Genomic DNA, 15,184 nt, shown 5'->3' with positions numbered 1-15,184 from the left:
TCGCCCTCGCCGCCCCGGCGCTCCGTCGCCATGGGCTTCGTACTCGCCCGGGTCGACGGCACGGACGGCGGCCCGGTGCGGGGGTTCGCGCGCGTCGTGCGTGAACGGGCGGCCGCCGAGCCCGGCGGCCGGACCTGAACTAGAGCCGGACCTGAACTAGAGGGCGTCGTCCGGGCGGGCCGGAAGACTGTCCATGAACGAGCTGACGGAGAAGACCGCGCGTCCGGGGCCGGGCGGGCCGTAGCCGGGGGGCGAGCTGAGACCGTACTCCTCCATGGTGGCGCGATAGGCGTCCAGCAGCCGGATGTGGTATTCGAGCGGCGCCCCGTCCGGATTGGTCTTGCCGAGCGGGGTGGTCGGCTCCGGGCACCAGGTGGTGAACCGGGGGGTGATGCCGTGCGACATGAAGAACCGCAGCCCCTCGGTGGTCGAGGCGATGGCTTCGTCCACCGTGGTGAAGCCGAAGGGCTCGGCCATCTCCACGCCCGCCACGAAGTTGGGGATGACATTGCGGGGGCCGAAGACCTCGGCGGAGTCCAGGATACGGCGGTGCCACTCGTCACGCCCGACGTAGCGCTCCTTGCCCGGGCAGTAGAGCTCGAACAACCGGCGGTCCCACACCTCGTAGTTGGGGTGGTAGATCTGCACGCCGTAGTCGTGGAACCGCTGCACGTCGGCCTTGGGCAGGGCCTGGGCGACGACCTTGCCGATCCAGCGACCGGGGAAGCGCTCCTCGATGGCCTTGGCGTACTGGCCGTAGAAATCGGCCTCGTCGCGGCCGCCGATGTGGGAGGTGATGGCGCCACCGGTGAGGGTGTAGGCGGTGGAGGTCTTCGCCGTGTCGTACTTGTCGATGATGGCGAGCGCTTCCAGGACCTCCTCGACCGGCTTCACCCCGGTGTACGGGCGTCCCGCCGCCTTGTGCTGGCGCCAGTTGTGGTTGATGTCGCAGTACTGGCACTCCTCCTTCGCCCCGAAGTACTGGCAGACCCGGAAGACCGTCAGATAGATGAGGTATCCCCACTGGATGGTGGGCGCCACCTCCATCACGGACTTGCCGTTCTCCAGGGTGTGCCGGTAGTAGTCCGGCATGGGCGGGAGGCCCACGTCGGAGATCCGCCGGCCGTCGAGATAGAGGCCGAGCACACCGTCGCCGTCTGCCGCGACACGGTACGGGGACGCCGGGTTGACCCGGACGGACACGACGGTCCTGCGCAGGTCGTACGGACCTCCGGTGAGGACGATCTCCTCCGGTGGGCGGCGCAGGGCGGCCGCGCCGAGCTCGGGCAGGGTGCCGTGGTCGAAGGAGAAGATGAAGTAGGACTTCGGCTTGACGTCACCGCCCTCGTTGTCACTGAGCGCGGACTCGTCGAACGCCAGGCCGCCGCGCAGCAGGTCCTCCTTGATGACGGCTTCCCGGGGCACGTGCGGGAACTGCTCCATGAGGCGCTCGACGAGACGGGTGCGGTTCCCGTCCGTGCGATTCGGTTCGGTGCGGCTGCGGTCGGTACTGCTGGGCATGTGCGGGACTCCTCGGTCCGGTCGTCTGCGGCGTTCCGGGTACGCCACACTGTGCAACGAACCGGGCACGTCCGCAGTGCCCTGACACACCGGCCGATTCGGCACGGTGCGTCAGGGGCGGTCCACCGCCGTCAGGGGCGTGGACCGGGCCGTCCGTCGGCGGTCGCCTCCGGGCCCGGGTTCACCGGTTCCAGTGCGCGGGGCGGCCGAGGGACGGCGGGAGCTTCGTCGCCGCGTCGCCCTTGGCCGCGTTGAGCTGGGCCTGGGTGAGGAAGAGGCTCGATGTGAGGTCGGCTCCGGACAGGTCCGCGTCCCGGAAGTCGGCGCCGATCAGGTCGGCCAGGCGCAGATCGGCACCGGTGAGATCGGCTGCTATCAGATACGCGCCGCGCAGGTCGGCGCCCCGCAGATCGGCTCCCCCGAGCCTGGCTCCGATGAGGTCGGCGCCCCGGTGGTCGCGCTTCTTCTTCCGCGGTGCCGTCGCCCGTACCAGCGCGCCGGCCCGGAGCAGCAGTTCGGCCACGACGTCGCGGTGCCCGGCCACGTCCAGTTCACGGAACGCGTCCGCCGGGAGATGCGTGAGGCGTTCCGTCTCGTCGAGGGCGCGCCGGATCTCGTGGTGGAGGGGCCTCGCCGGTTCCAGGGACAGCGCTTCCGTGAGGTACCAGAGCAGTTCATGGAGCTGCCGCATGACCGGGAACACCTGGAACATCTGCTGGGCGGTCCGCGGGGCACTGCGCCAGTCCTGCCCGTCGAAGGTCTCGCCGGAGACCTTCTGGCCCGCCCCGAAGCAGTCGTACACGGTGCAGCCGGGAAAGCCCCGGGTGCGCAGCTCGGTGTGGATGCCGCAGCGGAAGTCCTCCTGGAGGTTCCGGCAGGGCTTCCCGGCGTCCTTGTCGATCGCGAAGTCCGCGGACCGCGTCAGGGTGAGTGCCACGCAGCACAGCCCGAAGCAGTTCGCGCAGTCGGCGCGCAGCGAGGCACGGTCGGTGCCGGGGCCTACGGCGTTGTCGGGCACGGTTCGTGGATCCTCCGGGTATGGAACTGTCGGACGGTCGACCCTATCGAAATCCGTCACCCGTTCGCGTCAATTTCATGATCATCGCCCGGATGGATCGATCGCGGGCCGGTGACTGCGGGGCACCACCCCTCACTCCCGTCCATCAGCTTTCCCACGCCCGGGACCAGGGGGCTCCGGTCCGCTCCTGGACTGTGCGCGCAATGATGATGGTCAGTACATCTTTGTAGTGGGAGGTGGCCACGGACGTGGCGAACGCACCAGTCGACGACATCCCGGCCCGACGGGTACTCACCGATCCGGCCGGCCTCGCCCGGTATCAGCACGACGAGGCCGAGTGGGCCCCGTACGGAACGCCCCTGGCCGTGGTGCGTCCGCAGAGCACCGAAGAGGTCCGGGATGTGGTCCGGCACTGCCTGACCCACCGCATCCCGCTCGTTCCGCGCGGCGCGGGCACCGGCCTGTCAGGAGGTGCGAACGCTGTGGACGGGGCGATCGTCCTGTCCTTCGAGGACATGAAACGCATCGTCCGCATCGACGCGGCGGAGCGGCTGGCCGTCGTCCAGCCTGGAGTGGTCAACGACGATCTGCGGGCGGCGTGCGCGGAGCACGGGCTCTGGTATCCGCCGGATCCGGCGAGCTCTCCGTGGTCGACGATCGGCGGGAACGTCGCGACGAACGCCGGGGGGATGTGCTGCGTCAAGTACGGCGTGACGCGCGACTACGTGCTCGGCCTCGAAGTGGTCAACGGGCTCGGCGAGGTCGTCCCGCTCGGCCGGCGGACCGCGAAGGGCGTGGCGGGGTACGACCTGGCCGGGCTGATGGTCGGGTCCGAGGGCACCCTGGGAGTGATCACGGAGATCACGGTGCGGCTGCGCCCGGCGCGGCCGCAGGAACGGACCGTGGCCGGGTATTTCTCCTCGGTGGTCGCCGCCGGTGAGGCGGTGAGCGCCGTGACCGCGTCGGGCGTGATCCCCTCGGCGCTCGAACTGGTCGACCGTCACTGCCTGGCCGCCGTCGACGCCTGGAAGAAGATGGGGCTCTCCGCCGACGCGGACGTGGTGCTGCTCGGCCGCGTCGACACGCCGGGAGCCGAGGGTGACTCGGAGGCCGAGCTGGTGCGGGAGTGCTTCGAGCGGGCGGGGGCGACCTGGGCCGCGGTCTCCACGGACCAGCAGGAGGCCGACGCGCTGTTCCAGGCACGCCGGCTGGCCTATCCGGCGCTGGAACGACTCGGTCCGGTCCTGACCGAGGACGTGTGCGTACCGCGGACCGCGGTGCCCGAGATGCTGGCCCGGATCGAGCGGACGGCGTCCCGGCACGACATTCTGGTGGCCAACATCGCCCATGCCGGGGACGGGAACCTGCATCCGCTCATCATCACGACGCCCGGCGACGAAGCCGCGCGAGCCCGCGCCCAGTCGGCCTTCGAGGACATCCTCGACGACGCGATCGCCCTCGGTGGCACGGTGACGGGCGAGCACGGGGTGGGGCTGCTGAAGATGCGCGGCATGAACAAGGAGCTGGGTCCCGCGGTGCTGGGCATGCATCACGCGGTGAAGGCGGCGCTGGACCCGCACGGCATCCTCAACCCCGGCAAGGTGCTCGGCCGGGGTGGGTCGCCGCTCACCGGGGAAGGGGAAGTGCCGCGGACCTGACCCCGGGCATCGGGCGCGAGGACAACGGCGGTTCCGGCGGCCGGCGGTGCGGCCGGGGCCCGCGCCCGAGCCGCTGTCAGTGGCGCGACGCACACTGGCAGCAGTACGGAACAGCCGAAGGGGGACGCCGATGAGGACCGAGGACGGGGCCGGGTTCGAACCTGCCACCGGGGACGGCCGGACGGCTGCGGTGCCGGACGCGGGACGCACCGCTTCCGTGCGGACGGCGTTCGAAGGAATGCTGCAGATCCGTCGGCTGACGAACACCGGACATGCCGATCCGCAGGGGGTACCCGCGCGATGGGAGACGCTCCAGCCGGTGAGGGCGGTCGCCATCGTGCTTGAGGCATCGGGGCTGGCCCCCTCGGCCGTCGACGGATCGGGCCTGCGAACGGCGACCGGTTACCGCTTGGAGCGGGGCGAGGCACCGGGTGGTGTGCGCGTCGAGTGGCTCGGTCCGCCCGGCAGCGGGGCGGCCCGTTCGGAGGAGGAGGAACTGGCCCGGTGCGCGGTGGTGCTGCGGGAGTTGGGCTGGACGGTGCTGTTGTACCGAGGAGCGCGGCGCCGAAGATTCCTTGAGGTCGAACCACCGGCCGGCGCGAGGAGACCGGGCGGCGGATGACGGGCGCTCCCGCGTCGCCGTCGGCGGGCGTTGTCAGACCCATGGTGGATGCTGGTGAGTCCGACACCTCTGACCGGGAGATGCTGAGATGCGCAATGACGAACTCGCCGCGGCCCAGGCGTATGTCCGACTGCTGGAGGCCACTCGCGCCGCGCTCGCGGATCCCGAAGACGGCCCGTTGTACGTGCCGTTGCTCGCCTCGCCGATCGCCGAGGCCGACAGCGCGCTTCAGCGGGCCGGCCTCTGCGGCAACGAGTCCCGGTTCTTCGACCTCGTGGGCTCGCTGCGGCCGAGCCTGTCCGGCGGCGGTCGCTGAGCCTCGCTCTCCGGGCGTCACCACGCACCGAACGGGCCGGTCAGGCCGGGGAGGTGGGGCAGGTCCGCGCCGGCCGGAGCACTGCACGATGAATTGATTCAACACGCCAGGAGAACCCGCCCGGCTCCTTGACTGGAGGCTCGTGACAAACCTAGCGTACGAACGGATGAAACGATTCACACGCCCGGATGGTCTCCGGTCGCCGGATGACTCCGCTACGAGGTGTTCATGTCTGATGTGTCGGCCGTCAAGGCAGCTCTGAAGTCCCAGGTCATCGAGACGCCCTCATGGGGGTACGGGAACTCCGGGACGCGATTCAAGGTGTTCGCGCAACCGGGTGTTCCGCGCGACCCCTTCGAGAAGATGGAGGACGCGGCCCAGGTGCACGCGTTCACGGGTGTGGCACCGAAGGTGTCCCTGCACATTCCGTGGGACAAGGTCGAGGACTACACCGCGCTCACCCGGCACGCCGAGGGTCTCGGGCTGCGGATCGGGGCGATCAACTCCAACGTCTTCCAGGACGACGACTACAAGCTCGGTTCGGTCACCCATCCCGACCCGAAGGTGCGCCGAAAGGCCATCGACCATCTGCTGGAGTGCGTCGGCATCATGGACGAGACGGGGTCCCCCGATCTCAAGCTCTGGTTCTCCGACGGCACGAACTACCCCGGGCAGGACGACATCACGGCCCGTCAGGACCGGCTCGCCGAGGCGCTGGCCGAGGTGTACGAGCGGCTGGGCGACGACCAGCGGATGCTGCTGGAGTACAAGCTCTTCGAGCCCGCGTTCTACGCGACCGACGTTCCCGACTGGGGTACGGCGTACGCGCACTGCCTGAGGCTCGGCCCGAAAGCCCAGGTGGTCGTGGACACCGGGCACCACGCACCCGGCACCAACATCGAGTTCATCGTGGCCTCCTTGCTGCGCGGGGGAAAGCTCGGCGCGTTCGACTTCAACTCGCGGTTCTACGCGGACGACGATCTGATGGCCGGGGCCGCCGACCCGTTCCAGTTGTTCCGGATCATGCACGAAGTGGTCAGGAACGGTGGCCTGGAGCCCGAGACGAATGTCAACTTCATGCTCGACCAGTGCCACAACATCGAGGCGAAGATCCCCGCCGTGATCCGGTCGGTCGCCAATGTGCAGGAGGCGACCGCCAAGGCCCTGCTCGTCGACATGGAGGCGCTGAGCGCCGCGCAGCGGTCCGGCGACGTACTGGCCGCGAACGGCGCCCTGATGGACGCGTTCAACACCGATGTCCGTCCGCTGCTGGCCGAGGTGCGTGCGGAACTCGGGCTGGCGAGGGATCCGTTCGCCGCCTATCTGGCCTCGGGCAACCAGGAGCGGATCGCCGCCGCCCGGGTCGGTGGCGAGCAGGCCGGCTGGGGCGCATGAGCCCGTCCGCCGCTTCCCCGTACGACCAACCGCCGGTTCAGACGGACCTCCGACCACGAAGGAAACTCATGGCCTCCGCGACGCATGTTGAAGTCGCCGCGCTCCTGGAACGCGCCCACCGGATCGGTTCCGACGCCCGGAACACCAACTACGCCGGTGGCAACGCATCGGCCAAAGCCACCGGCATCGACCCGGTCACCGGAGGCGACACCGAACTGCTGTGGGTCAAGGGTTCCGGTGGCGATCTCGGCACGCTCACCGAGGCCGGGCTCGCCGTGCTCCGCCTGGACCGGGTACGCGCGCTCAAGGACGTGTACCCGGGGGTGGAGCGCGAGGACGAGATGGTGCCGGCCTTCGACTACTGCCTGCACGGCAAGGGCGGTGCAGCACCGTCCATCGACACGGCGATGCATGCCCTGGTCGAGGCCGCTCACGTCGACCATCTCCATCCGGACTCCGGGATCGCGCTGGCGTGCGCCGCCGAGGGCGAGAAGCTGACCGCGGAGTGTTTCGGCGAAAAGGTGGCCTGGGTGGGCTGGCGCAGGCCGGGCTTCCAGCTCGGTCTGGACATCGCGGCGGTCAAGGAGGCCAACCCGCGGGCCGTCGGGGTGATCCTCGGCGGGCACGGCATCACGGCCTGGGGCGGGACGTCCGAGGAGTGCGAGCGCAATGCGCTCTGGATGATCCGCACCGCCGAGACCTTCCTCCAGGAACGCGGTGGGGCCGAACCCTTCGGCCCCGAATGGGCGGGCCGGGAGCCTCTTCCCGAGGAGCGGCGCCGCGAGCGGGCCGCCGCCCTCGCCCCGCTGATCCGCGGACTGGCCTCCACCGACCGTCCGCAGGTGGGCCACTTCACCGACACCGGGCCGGTGCTGGACTTCCTCGCCCGGACCGAACACCCACGGCTCGCCGCTCTGGGCACCTCCTGCCCGGACCACTTCCTCCGTACGAAGGTCAGGCCACTGGTCCTCGACCTGCCCTCGGACGCCCCGCTGGACGAGGCGGCGGCGCGGCTGAAGGAGCTGCACGGGGAGTACCGGGAGGCGTATCGCGCGTACTACGAACATCATGCCTCGCCCGACTCCCCCGCGATGCGCGGTGCGGACCCGGCGATCGTGCTGGTGCCCGGGGTAGGCATGTTCTCCTTCGGCAAGGACAAGCAGACGGCCAGGGTCGCCGGGGAGTTCTACCTCAACGCCATCAATGTGATGCGCGGTGCCGAGGCCGTCTCCTCCTACGCACCCATCGAGGAGTCCGAGAAGTTCCGGATCGAGTACTGGGAGCTGGAGGAGGCCAAACTGCGCCGGATGCCGGGGGCCAAGCCGCTGGCCACCCAGGTGGCGCTGGTCACGGGCGCGGGGTCCGGCATCGGCAAGGCCATCGCGCACCGGCTGGTCGCGGAGGGGGCCTGTGTCGTCGTCGCGGACATCGACACGGCGAACGCCGCCTCGGTGGCGCGGGAACTCGGCGGGCCGGACAAAGCCGTCGCCGTGACGGCCGATGTCACCAGTGAGGAGCAGATCACCGACGCCTTCCGGGCCGCCGCGCTGGCGTTCGGCGGTGTGGATCTCGTGGTGAACAACGCCGGGATCTCCATCTCCAAGCCGCTGCTGGAGACGACGGCCGCGGACTGGGATCTGCAGCACGACATCATGGCGCGCGGTTCGTTCCTGGTCTCGCGCGAGGCCGCCCGGATGATGCGGACGCAGAACCTCGGCGGCGACATCGTCTACATCACGTCGAAGAACGCGGTGTTCGCGGGTCCGAACAACATCGCCTATTCGGCCACCAAGGCCGATCAGGCGCACCAGGTGCGGCTGCTGGCGGCCGAGCTGGGTGAGCACGGTATCCGCGTCAACGGCGTCAACCCCGACGGCGTGGTGCGGGGTTCGGGGATCTTCGCGGGCGGCTGGGGCGCCCAGCGTGCGGCGACGTACGGCATCGAGGAGGAGAAGCTGGGCGAGTTCTACGCCCAGCGGACGCTGCTCAAGCGCGAGGTGCTCCCGGAGCATGTGGCCAACGCCGTCTTCGCGCTGACCGGCGGTGACCTCACGCACACGACCGGGCTGCATGTTCCCGTCGACGCCGGCGTGGCCGCGGCCTTCCTCCGATGACCGATTGAGGGGCGATGTCCGCGATGTCACGCAGCGACGCGGCCTTCGCCGCCGTGGACCTCGGTGCCACCAGCGGCCGGGTGATCACCGGCCTGGCGGGGCCGGAGGAGCTCCGGCTGACCGAGGTGCACCGGTTCGCCAATGCGCCGGTCCGGCTGCCGGACGGGCTGCGGTGGGACGTGCTCGCGCTGTACCGGGGCATGCTGGACGGGCTGCGGACCGCTGCGCGCGGCGGTCCGGTCGCGTCGATCGGCATCGATACGTGGGCGGTCGACTACGGCCTTCTCGATGCCGACGGGGCCATGCTCGGGCTTCCCTTCCACTACCGCGACGGCCGGAACGCAAGGGCGGCCGAACAGGTGCTGGCGGTGTGCGGGGCGCAGGAGCTGTATGCCGTCGGCGGGTTGCAGCATCTGCCGTTCAACACCGTGTTCCAGCTGGCCGCACACCAAACGAGTGCCCAGTGGGGTACGGCGCGGACGTTACTGCTGATGCCGGATCTGTTGACCCACTGGCTGACGGGCTCGGTGGGTGCGGAGATCACCAATGCGTCGACGACCGGTCTGTTCGACGCTTCGGCCGGCGACTGGTCCGATGCGCTGATCGGCAGGCTGGGCCTGGAGCGTTCCATGTTCCCGCCGCTGCGTGAGCCGGGTGATCCGGCGGGGACGATCCTGTCGCACGTCGTCGAGTACACAGGTCTGCCGGCCGGCACGCCGGTGACGGCCGTCGCCTCGCACGACACGGCGTCGGCGGTCGCGGCGGTGCCAGCGACCGAGCCCGGGTTCGCCTATGTATCCTGCGGGACGTGGTCGCTCGCCGGGCTCGAACTGCCGGCTCCGGTACTGACGGAGGAGTCCCGTGCGGCGAACTTCACCAACGAGCGCGGGGTGGACGGCACCGTCCGCTATCTCCGCAACATCATGGGGATGTGGCTGCTGGAGGAGTGCCGACGTACCTGGGACCGGCGGGGCGAGGATCCTGGTCCGTCCGCGTTGCTCGCGGCGGCGGCCCGTGCCCGGCCGTTCGCCGCGGTGATCGATCCCGACGACGAGGCGTTCCTCGCACCGGGTGACATGCCGTCGCGGATCGACGCCCAACTCGTACGGACCGGGCAGGTGCCGCCCGGCAGCCCCGGTGGCTATGTCCGGTGCGTGCTGGAGAGCCTGGCGCTGGCCCATCGCAGGACGCTGCGGGAGGCAGCCGGTCTCGCGGGGCGGGAGCTGAGCCGGATCCATGTGGTCGGCGGGGGTTCGCGCAATGAGCTCCTGTGCCAGTGGACCGCGGACGCCACGGGCCTTCCCGTCACGGCCGGCCCGGCCGAGGCGACCGCGCTCGGCAACATCCTGGTGCAGGCGCGTGCCCGGGGTCTGGTGGGTGGCCTCACGGACATGCGACAACTGGTGGCACGGACACAGGAATTGCGCCACTACGCCCCGCAGGGGGACCAGCGGGCCTGGGACCGGGCCGCCGCGCGGCTGGCACGGCCTGAGTCCGTCCGGTCCTCGACAGAACCGAAGGAAGGAAGCTCATGACGGAGGTCTCGCCCGGCGCGCTCGACAGTGTGCTCACCCGCACCACGCGCCGCCGTACCAGGATCGGTCTGGTGTCCGGCGGACTCGGTGCGTACTGGCCGCAGTTCCCCGGTCTGCTCGACCGGCTGCGGGAGTCGGCCCGCTTCGTGACCGGGCGGTTCGAGGAGATGGGCTGCGAGGTCGTGGACGCCGGTTTCATCTCCGATCCGCAGGAGGCGGCGCAGGCCGCACAACGGCTGCGCTCGGCCGACTGCGACATCGTCGTGACGTTTCTGACGACGTATCTGACCGCCTCGATGGTCCTGCCGATCGCCCAGCGCGCCCACGCTCCGGTACTGGTCATCGACCTCCAGCCGACCGAGGCGATGGACCACCCCGACACCGATACGGGCAAGTGGCTGGCGTACTGCGGGCAGTGCCCGCTGCCGGAGGTCGCCAATGTGTTCCGGCGTGCCGGCATCCCCTTCCGCTCCGTCTCGGGCCATTTGCGCGACGAGAACGCGTGGAACCGGATCCGTCGCTGGATCCGTGCCGCGCAGGTCCGAGGCGCGCTGCGCCACGGCCGGCACGGTCTGATGGGTCACCTCTACCCCGGCATGCTCGATGTCTCCACCGACCTGACGCTGGTCTCCACCCAGTTCGGCGGGCATGTCGAGGTTCTCGAACTCGACGACCTGCGGGTCCGGGTGGCCGCCGTGACGGACGAGGCGGCCGCCGAACGCGTGGCGCTCGCCCGTAAGGTCTTCACTCTCGACGACTCCGTCGACGAGGGCGATCTCGCGTGGGCCGCCCGGGTCTCGGTCGGGCTGGACCGGCTCGTCGAGGACTTCGCACTCGACAGTCTCGCCTACTACCACCGCGGTCTGGAGGGGGAGATCCACGAACGGCTCGGCGCCGGCCTGATCCTCGGCGCGTCGCTGCTGACCGCACGTGGCATCCCGATGGCCGGTGAGTACGAACTGCGCACCAGCCTCGCCATGCTGATCGCGGACACCATCGGTGCCGGTGGCTCCTTCACCGAGCTCCAGGCCCTCAATTTCCGGGACCGGGTCGTGGAGATGGGCCATGACGGCCCCGCCCACCTCGCCATCAGCGCCAAGGATCCGCTGCTGCGCGGGCTGGGTGTCTACCACGGCAAGCGAGGCTGGGGGGTGAGCGTGGAATTCGACGTCCGGCATGGCCCGGTCACCACGTTCGGCATCGGCCAGGAAGCCGACGGAACCTTCGTCTTCGTCGCCTCCGAGGGCCGGGTCGTGCCCGGGCCGTTGCTGGAGATCGGCAACACGACCTCACGGGTCGACTTCGGCTTCGATCCCGGTGAATGGACCGATGCCTGGTCGGCGACCGGCATCGGTCATCACTGGACGCTGTGCACCGGCCACCGCGCCAAGGACCTCAAGGCCGCGGCCGATCTGCTCGGCGTCCCGTTCCGCACGGTCGACGGGCCGAACGACCTCTGATTCCCGTACCTGGTCTCCCGCCCCGCCGGCCGCGTCTCAGTCCGCGGTCCCGGAAACGGCGGCCAGGCCGAGTTCGCGGTCGCCGAGCGGGGCGAAGAAGAGCGCCACGTCGGCGTCGGTCACCTCGGCGAGGTCCGCCGGGCTCCAGTGCGGATCGCGGTCCTTGTCGACGATCTGGGCCCGCACGCCCTCCACGAAGTCCGGCCTGGTGAAGGCGGTGCACGAAGTCCGATACTCCTGGTCGAGCACCGCCTCCAGGCTGCCGAGCCGGCGTGCCCTGCGCAGCGCGGAGAGGGTCACCTTGAGCGAGGTGGGCGACTTGGTCAGGATGGTCTCGGCGGCCTGCTTGGCGGCGGGGATGCCACTGCTGTCGAGCCGGTCGATGATCTCCTCCACCGAGGCCGCCCGGTAACAGGAGTCGATCCACTCGCGGTGCGCGGCGAGTTCGCCCTCCGGTGCGGGTGAGGCGTGGTGCCGCACCGTCCCCTCGATCTCGGCGGCCGTGCCGCAGCCGGCGAGGTCCGCGGTGAGTTCGGCGAGGCGCTGTGACGGTACGAAGTGGTCGGCGAGCCCGCACAGCAGCGCGTCCCCCGCTCCGACCGCTTCCGCGGTGAGTGCCAGGTGGGTGCCGAGCTCACCGGGCGCCGCACCGAGCAGATGCGTGCCGCCCACGTCGGGGACGAATCCGATGCCGGTCTCGGGCATGGCGACGCGCGAGCGTTCGGTGACGACACGGATGTCGCCGTGGGCGGAGACGCCGACGCCTCCGCCCATCACGATGCCGTCCATGATCGCGACGTAGGGCTTGGGGAATCGGGCGATACGGGCGTTGAGCCGGTACTCGTCCCGCCAGAAGTCCAGTGATGCGCTGCCACCGGCCCGGGCGTCCTCGTAGATGGACCGGATGTCGCCGCCCGCACAGAGGCCGCGCTCGCCCGCGCCGGTGATCAGGACCGCGGTGACGGACTCGTCGTGCTCGGCGTCGACGAGTGCTTCGGTGACGCGGGCGACCATGGCGTGATTCAGCGCGTTGAGGGCGCGTGGGCGGTTGAGCGTGATGTGCCGGACGCGCCCTTCGGTGTGCAGCAGGACGGGTTCTTCGTGGTTCATGAATGCGCTCCGGTCAGCCCTCGTGCCGTGTCGACCGCCGATCGCGGACGATCTTCCGCTGCCATTCTGCGGGGCGGGTCCGGTGCCGGGACAGCAGGGTCCCTGGCCCGCCCGGTCCTTCTCGTCCGGCCGGATTTCGCCGGGTTTCCGCTGTGGCAAGCTGCCGGAAGCGGTTCGACAATTGAGTGACCCAGTTCGGGCCGCGCCGCCCGTCAGCCCCGCCCGGCGACTTCCGGAGCAGGAATGACCGATCACGTGCAGCAACCGAGTACGTCCGTCCCGCCTCGCCCGCTGATCGAGAAGACGCACAACGGCGAGATCGCGACGGCTCAGCGGCTTGCCATGAATCGGACCGGCAGTTTCGAGTGGGACGTGGAAGCCGGGACGCTCGACATGGACGATGCCGGACTGCTGGTCTTCGGCCTGGATCCACAGACCTTCGACTCACGGCCCGAGACGGTCCTGGAACGGCTCGAACGGTCGGAACGGACCCGTCTCCAGGTGGCGATCGACGAGGCGATCAAGAGCGGTCGCAGCTCGTACAGCGTTCATTTCCGGGTGCCGGTGATCGACGGCCGGGACCAGTGGACCCACATCCAGGCACGCATACTGCGCAGCGACGACGGCCGGGCGCACCGGATCGTCGGGGTGGTGCAGGACGCCACGGCGGAAGTCACCCATTCGGCCTTCGTGCTCGATCTGGAAAAGCGGCGGCAGCGACAGACCAGCATCGTTGAACGAACAACGAGCGCGCTGTCACGTGCGGTGACCGTCGATGACGTGACCGCGGCGCTCACCGGACCCGGCGGGCTCGCCCGGCTCGGGGCGGACGGACTCGCGCTCGGCCTGGTCGAGAACACCACGCTGAGTGTCATCGCGCTGAGCGGCGACTCGGTGGAGGCGATCGACGGGTTCGGGGAGGCCGGGCTGGACCGGCGGTTCCCGCTGGCGGACACCGTGCTCAGCGGCCGGCCCCGGTTCCTGACCTCGGTCTCGGCTCTCACGCATCGCTACCCCGTGCTGGCTCCCTGTGCCGACCGGCTGAAATTCCGGGCCGCCGCCTACCTGCCCCTGGTCGCCCAGGCGCGTTCCCTCGGCACGCTGGCGCTGTTCTACCGCGAGAACACGTCCTTCAACGCGGACGAGCGGAATCTGTGTCTGGGACTGGCCGCGATCGTGGCCCAGTCCCTCCAGCGCGCGAAGCTCTTCGACGAGGAGCGAGAATTCGCCACCGGTCTCCAGGCCGCGATGCTGCCGCGGCGGATCCAGGAGATCGAGGGCGGCGAGATCGCCGTGCGCTACCACTCCGCCTGGAGCGGACGTCAGGTCGGTGGTGACTGGTACGACGTGATCGCGTTGCCCAAGAACCGGTTCGGGATCGTGGTCGGTGACGTACAGGGCCATGACACGCACGCCGCGGCCATCATGGGCCAGTTGCGCATAGCCCTGCGCGCGTACGCCGCCGAGGGGCACCCTCCGTCGACGGTGCTGGCCCGGGCGTCGCGCTTCCTCGCCGAGCTGGACACGGACCGCTTCGCGACGTGTACGTACGCCCAGGTCGATCTCGCGTCGGGGTCCGTGCGCGTGGTTCGGGCCGGGCATCTCGGCCCGCTGATCCGGCACATGGACGGCCGGGTCGGCAGCCCCCAGGTGCGCGGCGGTCTCCCACTGGGCATCTCGACCGATTTCGAGGACGAGGAGTTCCCGGAGACCCGCCTCGACCTGGTACCGGGCGAGACACTGGTCCTGTACACCGATGGGCTGGTGGAAGAGCCCGGTGCCGACATCGACGCGGGGCTCCAGGCACTGATCAATGAGGTGAGCACGGGGCCGGAGAGTGCCCAGGCGCTGGCCGACCATCTGTCGGACCGGCTCTGGGAGCGTTGGGGTTCCGGGGACGATGTCGCGCTGCTGGTGCTTCGGCGCAGTCCGGACCCCGGTTCGCCGCGGGCTCCGCGGCTGCACCAGTACATACACCAGGCGGACCCGGAAGGGCTGTCCGACGCCCGCAACATCGTGCGTCAAGCCCTGACCGACTGGGACATGGCCGAACTCGCCGACGACGCCGAGCTGGTGACGGGCGAGCTCCTGGTGAATGTCCTGCTGCACACGGAAGGCGGCGCGGTCCTCACCCTGGAGGTGCTGCCGGAGCCCGTACGGCGCATCCGTCTCTCCGTACAGGACCGCTCCAGCGCCTGGCCGAGGCGGCGCAGTCCGGGCGAAACCGCGACCTCGGGGCGGGGTCTGCTGCTCCTGGACGCCGTAGCCACTCGCTGGGGCATCGAGCCCCGCGGCGAGGGCAAGGCGGTCTGGTGCGAGATGGGGCCCTCGGTGCCGGCCGTCGCCACTCCCCCGTCGGCCACGCCGCAGGTGTGACGGCGTTTCGGAGAATGTGGCACCGCACGCCCGGGGCGTGCGGCGGGGCCGCCTCGACC

The 15,184-nt window shown here is 70.2% G+C and carries 11 protein-coding genes; 8 read left to right on the top strand and 3 right to left on the bottom strand.

The annotated features are described in order from the left end of the window. Positions 1-156 precede the first annotated feature (156 nt). Together ACFYY1_RS28255 and ACFYY1_RS28250 are read right to left on the bottom strand one after the other, a co-directional pair. Entirely contained in the window at positions 157-1,521 is a 1,365-nt protein-coding gene (locus ACFYY1_RS28255; protein WP_351262652.1) for a radical SAM protein, read from the bottom strand. A gap of 181 nt (positions 1,522-1,702) precedes the next feature. Continuing rightward, positions 1,703-2,539: a pentapeptide repeat-containing protein gene (locus tag ACFYY1_RS28250; RefSeq protein WP_388590612.1), complete on the bottom strand. Its 837-nt coding sequence runs from the start codon at positions 2,537-2,539 to the stop codon at positions 1,703-1,705. A gap of 248 nt (positions 2,540-2,787) precedes the next feature. Between ACFYY1_RS28250 and ACFYY1_RS28245 the strand changes: the two genes are divergently transcribed. The 7 genes from ACFYY1_RS28245 (at position 2,788) to ACFYY1_RS28215 (ending at position 11,639) form a co-directional block, all read left to right on the top strand. Further along, on the top strand, positions 2,788-4,197 hold the full coding sequence (locus tag ACFYY1_RS28245; RefSeq protein WP_388590610.1) for an FAD-binding oxidoreductase: 1,410 nt from the start codon (positions 2,788-2,790) through the stop codon (positions 4,195-4,197). 130 nt (positions 4,198-4,327) lie between these two features. Then, positions 4,328-4,819: a hypothetical protein gene (locus ACFYY1_RS28240; protein ID WP_388590608.1), complete on the top strand. Its 492-nt coding sequence runs from the start codon at positions 4,328-4,330 to the stop codon at positions 4,817-4,819. An 88-nt stretch (positions 4,820-4,907) separates the two neighbouring features. Continuing rightward, positions 4,908-5,135 carry a hypothetical protein gene (locus tag ACFYY1_RS28235; RefSeq protein ID WP_388590607.1) on the top strand — a complete coding sequence of 76 codons (228 nt, stop codon included), beginning with the start codon at positions 4,908-4,910 and terminating at the stop codon, positions 5,133-5,135. Positions 5,136-5,363: 228 nt separating this feature from the next. Further along, positions 5,364-6,530, top strand: a complete 1,167-nt coding sequence (gene rhaI, locus ACFYY1_RS28230; protein WP_388590605.1) for an L-rhamnose isomerase — start codon at positions 5,364-5,366, stop codon at positions 6,528-6,530. Between the two features lie 68 nt (positions 6,531-6,598). Then, complete coding sequence (locus ACFYY1_RS28225; RefSeq protein WP_388590603.1) at positions 6,599-8,644, top strand: bifunctional aldolase/short-chain dehydrogenase; 2,046 nt, start codon at positions 6,599-6,601, stop codon at positions 8,642-8,644. 14 nt (positions 8,645-8,658) lie between these two features. Then, on the top strand, positions 8,659-10,179 hold the full coding sequence (locus tag ACFYY1_RS28220; RefSeq protein WP_388590601.1) for a rhamnulokinase family protein: 1,521 nt from the start codon (positions 8,659-8,661) through the stop codon (positions 10,177-10,179). Then, positions 10,176-11,639 (top strand): arabinose isomerase, encoded by a 1,464-nt coding sequence (locus ACFYY1_RS28215; RefSeq protein WP_388590600.1) that lies wholly within the window; start codon positions 10,176-10,178, stop codon positions 11,637-11,639. The genes ACFYY1_RS28220 and ACFYY1_RS28215 overlap by 4 nt, the downstream gene beginning before the upstream one ends. Positions 11,640-11,675: 36 nt before the next feature. Here the strand turns inward: ACFYY1_RS28215 and ACFYY1_RS28210 are convergent, their stop codons facing one another. Beyond that, positions 11,676-12,749 carry an enoyl-CoA hydratase/isomerase family protein gene (locus ACFYY1_RS28210; protein WP_388590599.1) on the bottom strand — a complete coding sequence of 358 codons (1,074 nt, stop codon included), beginning with the start codon at positions 12,747-12,749 and terminating at the stop codon, positions 11,676-11,678. Between the two features lie 243 nt (positions 12,750-12,992). On the opposite strand from ACFYY1_RS28210, the gene ACFYY1_RS28205 reads away from it, so the two are divergent. Further along, complete coding sequence (locus tag ACFYY1_RS28205; protein ID WP_388590597.1) at positions 12,993-15,125, top strand: SpoIIE family protein phosphatase; 2,133 nt, start codon at positions 12,993-12,995, stop codon at positions 15,123-15,125. Positions 15,126-15,184 lie beyond the last annotated feature (59 nt).

It is taken from the genome of Streptomyces sp. NPDC001890, from assembly GCF_042891445.1.
Classification (GTDB): domain Bacteria; phylum Actinomycetota; class Actinomycetes; order Streptomycetales; family Streptomycetaceae; genus Streptomyces.
This window is presented reverse-complemented; position numbering and strand designations above follow the sequence as displayed.

What these genes read in the sequence shown, in the direction of transcription:
- ACFYY1_RS28255 (WP_351262652.1), bottom strand. Translation starts at nt 1,521, where the DNA reads ATGCCCAGCAGTACCGACCGCAGCCGCACCGAACCGAATCGCACGGAC.
- ACFYY1_RS28240 (WP_388590608.1), top strand. Translation starts at nt 4,328, where the DNA reads ATGAGGACCGAGGACGGGGCCGGGTTCGAACCTGCCACCGGGGACGGC.
- ACFYY1_RS28235 (WP_388590607.1), top strand. Translation starts at nt 4,908, where the DNA reads ATGCGCAATGACGAACTCGCCGCGGCCCAGGCGTATGTCCGACTGCTG.
- rhaI (WP_388590605.1), top strand. Translation starts at nt 5,364, where the DNA reads ATGTCTGATGTGTCGGCCGTCAAGGCAGCTCTGAAGTCCCAGGTCATC.
- ACFYY1_RS28225 (WP_388590603.1), top strand. Translation starts at nt 6,599, where the DNA reads ATGGCCTCCGCGACGCATGTTGAAGTCGCCGCGCTCCTGGAACGCGCC.
- ACFYY1_RS28220 (WP_388590601.1), top strand. Translation starts at nt 8,659, where the DNA reads ATGTCCGCGATGTCACGCAGCGACGCGGCCTTCGCCGCCGTGGACCTC.
- ACFYY1_RS28215 (WP_388590600.1), top strand. Translation starts at nt 10,176, where the DNA reads ATGACGGAGGTCTCGCCCGGCGCGCTCGACAGTGTGCTCACCCGCACC.
- ACFYY1_RS28210 (WP_388590599.1), bottom strand. Translation starts at nt 12,749, where the DNA reads ATGAACCACGAAGAACCCGTCCTGCTGCACACCGAAGGGCGCGTCCGG.
- ACFYY1_RS28205 (WP_388590597.1), top strand. Translation starts at nt 12,993, where the DNA reads ATGACCGATCACGTGCAGCAACCGAGTACGTCCGTCCCGCCTCGCCCG.